Source organism: Finegoldia magna, assembly GCF_018371055.1.
In the GTDB taxonomy this organism is placed as follows: domain Bacteria; phylum Bacillota; class Clostridia; order Tissierellales; family Peptoniphilaceae; genus Finegoldia; species Finegoldia magna_I.
Genome location: NZ_JAGYZD010000054.1, coordinates 1 through 8,961 on the forward strand (window position 1 = coordinate 1; position 8,961 = coordinate 8,961).

At 32.4% G+C, this 8,961-nt stretch carries 6 protein-coding genes and 1 other annotated feature; of the genes, 5 read left to right on the forward strand and 1 reads right to left on the reverse strand.

From position 1 onward, the window contains the following. Positions 1-911: 911 nt before the first annotated feature. Complete coding sequence (locus KHW44_RS03675; RefSeq protein ID WP_304066112.1) at positions 912-1,601, reverse strand: DUF554 domain-containing protein; 690 nt, start codon at positions 1,599-1,601, stop codon at positions 912-914. 191 nt (positions 1,602-1,792) lie between these two features. Here KHW44_RS03675 and KHW44_RS03680 point away from each other — a divergent pair, with 191 nt between their 5' ends. From KHW44_RS03680 to KHW44_RS03700, 5 genes are all read left to right on the forward strand, one after another. Then, positions 1,793-3,478: a hypothetical protein gene (locus KHW44_RS03680; protein WP_304066115.1), complete on the forward strand. Its 1,686-nt coding sequence runs from the start codon at positions 1,793-1,795 to the stop codon at positions 3,476-3,478. A 2-nt stretch (positions 3,479-3,480) separates the two neighbouring features. Next, positions 3,481-4,086 carry an ABC transporter ATP-binding protein gene (locus KHW44_RS03685; RefSeq protein ID WP_304066118.1) on the forward strand — a complete coding sequence of 202 codons (606 nt, stop codon included), beginning with the start codon at positions 3,481-3,483 and terminating at the stop codon, positions 4,084-4,086. A 168-nt stretch (positions 4,087-4,254) separates the two neighbouring features. Next, positions 4,255-6,783, forward strand: coding sequence for a ribonucleoside-diphosphate reductase subunit alpha (locus tag KHW44_RS03690; RefSeq protein WP_304066121.1), 2,529 nt, complete (start codon positions 4,255-4,257; stop codon positions 6,781-6,783). A gap of 5 nt (positions 6,784-6,788) precedes the next feature. Continuing rightward, positions 6,789-7,856: a hypothetical protein gene (locus KHW44_RS03695; protein ID WP_294685869.1), complete on the forward strand. Its 1,068-nt coding sequence runs from the start codon at positions 6,789-6,791 to the stop codon at positions 7,854-7,856. Between the two features lie 101 nt (positions 7,857-7,957). Beyond that, positions 7,958-8,218, forward strand: a binding site (T-box leader). Positions 8,219-8,268: 50 nt separating this feature from the next. Further along, positions 8,269-8,961, forward strand: a 693-nt coding sequence (locus KHW44_RS03700; RefSeq protein ID WP_304066125.1) for a methionine ABC transporter ATP-binding protein, incomplete at its 3' end; no start/stop codon positions are given.

The window sequence follows — 8,961 nt, forward strand, 5'->3', positions numbered from 1 at the left end:
ATTCTAAGCTTGTGAACCTAAAATTGTGAACTCGTGCTACGCACTCAAACAGCACAATTTTTTAACGGTTCCCTTCGCTTGAATTTATGATTATTTTCTCCGTATGATATTCTTAGCTTCGATCGTTTGCTTTAGGGTTTCGCGAATTTTTGGGATTGCAGGACAAGGACTGAGAATTGCTGGGAAAAGTCGCTAGAAAAAATTTGCATGGCACACATAGGATAGGAAGTAAAAATATAAAACAAAATAGAAAAAGTATAAAATTAATAAAAATTGAGATAGCCCTCTTGGAAAAACTTACGGGGGAGAAATGGACACAAAAAAATAAGAGTCATTTTCCATCTTCTGAAACAACTCTTATTTTCCGAGCAAACTGCACTTAAACTGAAATTTTGGTTCGATCATTTCCTTATCCACTCCTTAATAGTAATCTATCAGATAAACTTGCTTTTCAAGATATAACGAATCAATCTTTAAATCTTTAATTAACTAAAGTTTTCGATACTTAGGATAAAATTTTAAATTTAAATGTTTTAAGTTTAAATGTTTAAAGGTTCTAGTTTTATTTGTCTTCAAATAAAACGGGTAGTATTCCTGCGATTTTTGTTTATATATCCTTTTCATCGGAATCAATAAACTAAAGTAACAGTTGTGCTCTACAATTTAGATATCTTTTATTGTAGTATATATATACCCACTGAAAAATGTTTTAAACACTTTTTTGAAGTTTTTTTGAAAAAAATTAAAAAAAATTTGAAAAAAATTGATTTTGTTTGAAATTTCTTGAAATGAGGTATAATAAAAAAAACACATGATTTAAAATCATGCGCCATATAAGAAAGGAGTAAGGGGAGTCAACTCTGGAAAATTTTGAAGGCATGAGAGTTTTCCCCTCTAACTTGTTAACTAATTTAGATGTGAAGTAATTGTTTGATGATGAACCAAAATATTGGAATAAATATTGCTGGAATGTAATCCATGATTTTGAATTTTTTGATTTCTAGCATATCTATACCAAGTAGGACTATCAACAATGATCCTACTACTGAAATGTTATCAATTACTTCTGGTACTAAGACTTTGCTTAGTGATGTTGATAATAAGAATATTAGTGTGTTCATCACAAGTCCTACAACTCCGGACAGTGCTACTGTGAATCCGTATGTTGCTGAGAACAAAAATGTTGTTATACTGTCTAATATTATTTTAAATTGCATTATGTCGGCGGATCCACTTAATCCTAAATTCAATGGAGCAAGGATTGCCAATGATCCGATATTTTGTAGCATTATTAATGCAATGGCGCCTTTCATGGACGAGCCAGATGAGTCTGGAACTTTGTTTTGTAAATACTCTACAAGGTTGGCTAATTTCTTGTCCAAATCAAGACTGTTACCTATTATAGCACCGATAACTAAGGAAATCAACATAAAAATAAAATTATTTGTTTTGATACTTCCTTGGATTCCCATTATTAATATACAAACGGCGACAACGTCCATTATACTTTTTATTAGTTTTTTTGGAAGGAAAGATTTTAAGATTCTTCCCAAAAAGGCTGCAACTGCAACCGCTACAACATTTATTAATATGTAAAACATCATAATCCTCCACTAAATATAATAATATATTTTATTCAATTTGTAAAGTAATAATTTTAATAATTAACAATGTAATATTTGAAATTGGTAAAAATATGTAAATATAATATCACAATGAAATAATCTGCATAAAAGCTACATATTAAATGAGTAAAAATATATCAATAATTTGTAAAATTTAGGGGTTCGATATGAACGAAAAAATCGAATTAATCAAAAATAAAGAGATAAATTTCCTCAAAGAACTTGATAATTCTGTCATTAGATTCAAGCACAGTCTTCCTCATCACAATGACAGTTTGTTGAATAGGGTTCTTGTGGAAAAATTCATCGCTCAGTCTAAGATTGATTTTTATGAGGAGTATAAGAGCGTGTCTTCTCAATATAATTACATATACACTAAGAATAAACTTGTAGAAGAAAGATGTGATGAGATTATTCAGATTTTCCAAGATATGGAAAACGATATGAGTTTTTTGGATGAGGCTATCAAAAATTCTGGAGATATCGAAAGAGGGTTTAATTTTAGGTTTTATTTGAATAAAATTATCGAAAGTTATAAATTTTCACGCGATAATTCAAAAGACACGAATAAGAAAAGCAAAAGAGCTCATCTGAAATCGAAGGATAAAAGGGAGTTCATTATCAGTGAATATTCCAAGGATAGCGTGTATTTGTACAGCGTGAAGAGAAGTTTGAACCAAGTGTACAAGAAGAGAATAAATACTGAGGTTAACAAGCTTAGGCGTGATTTATACGATTTGAGAAAAAATATGAAAGTCGATCCAAAAGATTACGACACAAAATTCAGGGCTTTGTATTTAATTCCTGGTGTGGGGCAACTTCAGTTCAATCAACTTTACAAGTTTTTGATTATGATTGCGATATTTTTGGTGAGTGTGTTCATTCTTATTGGAGATACACATATCGATAAATTGGATGAGTTTATGATTGGTATATTGGTGATTTTGGAGATTATCAATATAGTAAATTACAAAAAAATCGTCAGGGATATTAATAAAGGAATTCGTCCAAATAATTTCAGAGAGTCGTTTATAAACATTAGATTAAAAGTTAAAGGATTTTTCATAAATAACATTAAACTTATTTACTGGATTTTGTGTGCGATTGTCGCTGCTTTTAATATTTTCATAGTGGTGGCAACTATTTTGGGAGAGGATTTGACTTTTGTTCTGAAAAATTACGACAGATTTTACGTTCAATTTGATTTGAAGATTGTGTGTGCGTGTGCTCTGCTTAGCGTGATGGTGTTTTCGATTGCAGAGATTGTGTCGTTGATTGTGTGGAGGATTTTCTCAAGAGTTGACAAGGAATTGAATCTTTTTATGTGCATATTGTCAATTGCATCTCTTTTTGTATTGCTGATGTTTCCAAATGATTATGTGTTTGCGAAGTTATTTGGAATTTTCGACCAATACGTACTTCACGACCAAAGTTTGATGTTAATTTTCAGGTTGACTTTTTGGTTACTTACAGGTGCAGTCACAGCTTACAATGTGTATTCAATGCAGAAGATTGGGTTTTTCTCTAACAATATCAATTATTTGATGCACAACGATGATATGAATAATTTCGACTACTACAGATGGGTTGTTTTCCCGATTTATTCTAATAAGGTAAATTTGATTACGATTTTGTTGAATTTCATGGCGTTTTATGTGATGTTTTGTTTCACTGGTGTGTATTTTTCTCACATGGTAGATATTTACAATGAGGGCGCTATGGATATTCTCATATTTTTTGTAAGAAAGCTTAACAGCAATTATTATTACTTGATAGGTTTTATAATAGTGGCGATATTTTCGGTTGTTAATTTGTGTTGGGATATTATAACTAAGATCAGGGTTAGAAGGTAATTATGGATATTGTATTTGAAAATTATAGTACGAATTATTTTGAAAATTTGACAGGGAAAATCACTCACAATTGTCAGGTTTTTTCAAACAAAATAACTTTGGATAAGTTCATAGCTGTATTAATGAATGTAAAATACGCAAATGGCAAGATGTTAATAGATGGAAAGATTTCAAACAATGTGATATCCAAGTACCGTGGATTTTATGTTGTTGATGAGTTTATGTTGTATCCTCATTTGAATGTGTATGATAATTTGTCGTTGGTGTTGCGTTCAATGAAGATGTCTCCTGTGACAATTTACAGGAGAATTGAGAGTTTGAATGAAAGTCTGAATGTGGATTTGGATAATAAGTTAAAAGAATGTGATGATGATACTATCATCAAACTTTTTTATGCGAAGGTTGTGTTGGCGCAGAGTCAGTTTGTGATTATAAAAAATTACAATAATTACACAAAAATTTTTGCTAAGAAAAACATAAAAAAGCTAACTCAAATGTTTGATGAAAAAAATATCCACTACATTATTTTGTGCGACAAGAAGAAAAAATTAGCCGATGATTTGCCGATTTTGAAGCTGGGTAAGAGTAGTATTTCTGTTGTAAAATGATTTGAACATTTTAATAAAATTATATATTTTTAGCTTTTTGAAAAATTTTTATTCTATATTTTCAGTGTTATTTCCGATCGATTTGTGGTAATATTTAATAGGAATAAATACTATAAATTGTAGTTGGGTTTTTATAATCCACTATATACACGATAAAAGGGAGTAATAATGGAAATAAAAAAAAGAGATGGCAATATTGTCGATTTTGATAGGTCGAAGATAAAATTAGCCATGAAAAAAGCTTATGCTTCTGTGGGAATTTACGCAGAGGAAAATGAACTGGAAGCTATGGCACAAGAAATTGAAAACACTATTGTGAACAAGTATCCGAAAAATCATGTGGTTACTGTGGAAGAAATCCAAGACTTGGTGGAATTGATTTTGATTGATCACGGTCAATACAAGGTTGTAAAATCTTTTATTTTGTATCGTGCAAAACATACCACAGACAGAAAAGTTATCGAAGAGTTCGAAAGATTTATCACAGATGAAGATGTCATCGAAATCATTAGATATATTCAAGAACACTATGATTCTACTAGGTATTCGATTGAGAATTTGTATTTGAAGTTCGAATCATTTGTTAAGCCTAATCTGTCACAATACGATATGGTGAATTTATTGTCGAAAGCTTCTGGGGAACTTGTTAGTAAGGAAGCTCCAAATTGGGAATATATTGCATCTTTGTTTATGAATTATAATTTGAAACAAAATATTAAGAAGTTAGAAGTTCAATACGATCTCCAAGATTTTAAATCAAAGATTAAGTTTTTGGATGAGAGAGGATTGTATGGTTCATACATCAGAGAAGTGTATACTGATGATGATATTGACGAATTGGAAAAATACATTGATGACGATAGGGATAAGTTATTCACATTCAGTGCTTTGGATTTGATTATAAAAAGATATTTGATTAAAACTCATGACAACAGAGTGATGGAATCTGCACAAGAAATGTTCATGGGGATTGCGATGCATTTGGCACTTAAAGAAAAGGATAGAATTCATTGGGCAAAGAAGATCTACGATAATTTGTCCACATTGAAAGTGACTGTGGCAACTCCTACAATGAGTAACGCCAGAAAACCATTCAATCAATTGTCAAGCTGCTTTATAGACACTGTTCCTGATACTTTGGAAGGAATTTATCGTTCTATAAATAATTTCTCGCAAGTTTCTAAGCATGGCGGTGGAATGGGATTGTATTTCGGAAAAGTTCGTGCAAATGGATCCGACATTCGTGGCTTCCAAGGTGTTGCAGGTGGAGTTATCAGATGGATTAAACTTGCAAATGATACTGCTGTTGCAGTGGATCAATTGGGAGTACGCCAAGGTTCTGTAGCTGTGTACTTGGATGTATGGCACAAGGATATATTGGAATTTTTGCAACTTAGAACAAACAACGGCGATGACAGAATGAAAGCACACGATGTGTTCCCTTCTGTTTGCTATCCTGATTTGTTCTGGAAGATGGTTCGTGACGATATCGACGGAACTTGGTATATGTTCGACCCACACGAAATCTCTGTGAAAAAAGGATATAACTTGGAAGATTATTATGGAGACGAATGGGAAAAAAGATACAACGAATGTGTGCTTGACGAAAGTATTTCCAGACGTAGCATAAAAGTAAAAGATTTGGTAAGACTTATTATAAAATCATGGACAGAAACAGGAACTCCATTCACATTCAACCGAGATACTGTAAATAGAATGAATCCAAATAAACACAAGGGAATGATTTATTCTTCTAATTTGTGTACAGAAATTATGCAAAATATGAGCGAAATTCATTCTATTAGTGAAACTATAGAAACAGAAGACGGTGACGATATTATCGTTACAAAAACAAAACCAGGAGATTTTGTTGTGTGCAACTTGGCTTCTCTTGTTTTGGGAAATATTGATGTGAACAACGACGAAGAATTAGAAGAAGTTGTGGAAACAGCGGTTAGAGGACTTGATAATGTTATTGATTTGAACTTCTATCCATTGGAATACGCAAAGTACACTAACAAAAAATACCGTCCAATCGGACTTGGAACAAGTGGATATCATCACTGTTTAGTAAAAAACAATATTATGTATTCGGATGTTGAAAAACATTTGGAATTTGCAGATAAATTGTACGAAAAAATCAATTACTACGCTATTAAAGCAAGTAATAAAATCGCCAAGGAAAAAGGATCCTACGAATATTTTGAAGGCTCTGATTGGGAAAATGGTGAATATTTCAAATTAAGAGATTACAATTCTGAAAAATGGAACGAATTATACCATAATATTAAGAAAAACGGAATGAGAAATGGATACTTGATGGCAGTGGCACCAACTGGTTCAACTTCTATAATCGCAGGAACTACTGCGGCAGTAGATCCAGTTATGAGTAGATATTTCCTTGAAGAAAAGAAGGGTACAATTGTCCCACGTGTTGCACCAGGACTTAGTCCACAAACATTCTGGTTGTACGAAAATGCACACGAATTGGATCAAAATATAACTGTAGATGCGACAAGTATCAGACAACGCCACATCGACCAAGGACAATCGGTCAACATTTACATCACGACTGATTACACGATGAGAACAATATTGAACATATACATCAGAGCTTGGGAAAAAGGAATCAAATCCATCTATTATGTTAGAAGTAAATCATTAGAAGTGGAGGACTGCGATAGCTGCAGTGCATAATTTTTATGAAAAAATTATTATCAGTGATGTTGAGCTTGGCTCTTATACTTGGAGTTACAGGTTGTAACAAAAAACAAGAAAAAGTGGAAGAAAAACCACAGGTTGAGCAAGTTCAACCAAAAGACGATTTGAATGGCAAAAAACCAAGTGAGATTGATTCGTCGATAAATTACGACGAATACGTGGATACAAAGGACAAATTAATCAAGGTTATCAAAAAATTGCACGAAACACGCGGCAAACAAGAGCTTGTGTTCTTGGGAAATGACAAATCACAAGTTGAAAATTTCATGAGTGAATACGACAAGAATGATAAAAAAACTGCCGAAGATAATTTGGTAGTTGGCGATATGAAATTTGTGAAGGATTCTTCAATTGGTAAGCCTATTTTTTCCATGAAATTAAAATCGGTGTTGAACGAAGATTTTAGAGATGAGCCTTATAGCTTGGAATTCACTTACAAATACATCGACAAACTAAACGAATTGTCAGAAAAAGTAAAAGGCAAGGATGATTTTGAAACGGTGAAAAATTTGGCGAAAGTTTTGATTGACGATTACAGATACGATCCTCAACTTTCCTCGACATTTGGTTGTGATTTGTTGTTCAACAAAGAGGGAACTTGCAATTCTTTCAGCGAACTTGCCAATGATGTGCTAAATAATTGTGGAATTTATTCTGAAATTTGGTGGGTAGATTCATTGCCTGACGATGAATTAGACAAAAATTCCAATCCATATCGTAACCATTCAATCGACAGAGCAAGATTAAATGGCAAGATGTATTTCTTGGATTTTACTCACTCTACGATTTCACACAAGAACGCAAAAGACTACGGATTTGAAAACAGACCGAAACTTATAATGGAGAAATTACCAGAAGTAGAACGAGGAAAAAACCAACTATACACTGGATATTCAAAAGTTCGTGAACCTATTTTAGTTAACAAGGGATTTTGCGATGGACACTACAGCATAGACAACCCTTACGCAAAGTATTCTGACCTAGGATTGGGTTGGACAACTTACGATAAATTATTGGATAATTTGCGCAAAAATCCGTACTTTAAGTAGTGTAAAATAAATCTTGAAAAAAGTTTTTGAAAATTTTTTCAAAAAAAGCTTGACAAATATTTTTGGAGCGTGTATTATATATCCATAAGCTAAATGAATAAACATTAACGTTGATAAGAAGAGTATGCAACGAATGCTTTTACAGAGAGTCTCAGTTTGGTGGAATGAGATAAAGAATAGTTGTTGAAAATGGTCTTGGAGTTAGAAAAGTCGAATAGCATTTGCGTTTAAACTTTTCCGGTTGCATCCGATATCTTATGCTAGGTATGAATACGTACTGAACAATGAGAAAATGCATATTTGTATATTTGCATATATGTATTTAAAAATAAGGTGGTAACGCGGATATATTCGCCCTTATGTGATGAATGTCACATAAGGGCTTTTTTTATTATAAAAATGAGGTGAGATTATGATTGAAGTATTAAATTTGAAGAAAACTTTTAATACAAGTGAGAAAGAATTTAATGCAGTTGATGATGTAAGTTTCAAAGTAAATAAGGGTGAAATTTACGGAATAATTGGTTTGTCAGGAGCTGGCAAATCAACACTTGTAAGACTTCTAAACAGATTAGAAGAGCCCACAAGCGGCAAAGTTGTGATCGATGATGTTGACATAACATCATTGAAGCAAAAAGAATTATTGGAAGCAAGAAAAGAAATCAGCATGATTTTCCAACATTTTAATTTATTTAATCAAAAAAATGTCTACGAAAACATTGCTTATCCATTGAAGCTTCAAAACATTCCAAAAAATGAAATAGAAAAAAGAGTTAATGAATTATTGGATTTCATTGGACTCAGAGATAGAGCAAAAAGCTATCCTAGCCAATTATCCGGTGGACAAAAACAAAGAGTTGCGATTGCAAGGGCATTATCCACTAATCCTAAGGTGATTTTGTCAGATGAATCTACAAGCGCACTTGACCCACAAAACACACAACAAGTTTTGGAAATATTGAGAAAATCAGTAGACAAATACAAAACGACGATAATAATGATAACTCATCAAATGGAAGTTGCAAAAGATGTTTGTGACAGGATTGCAGTGATGGAAAATGGAAAAATCATCGAAGAAAATTCTGTAGAAGAATTATTCAAAAAT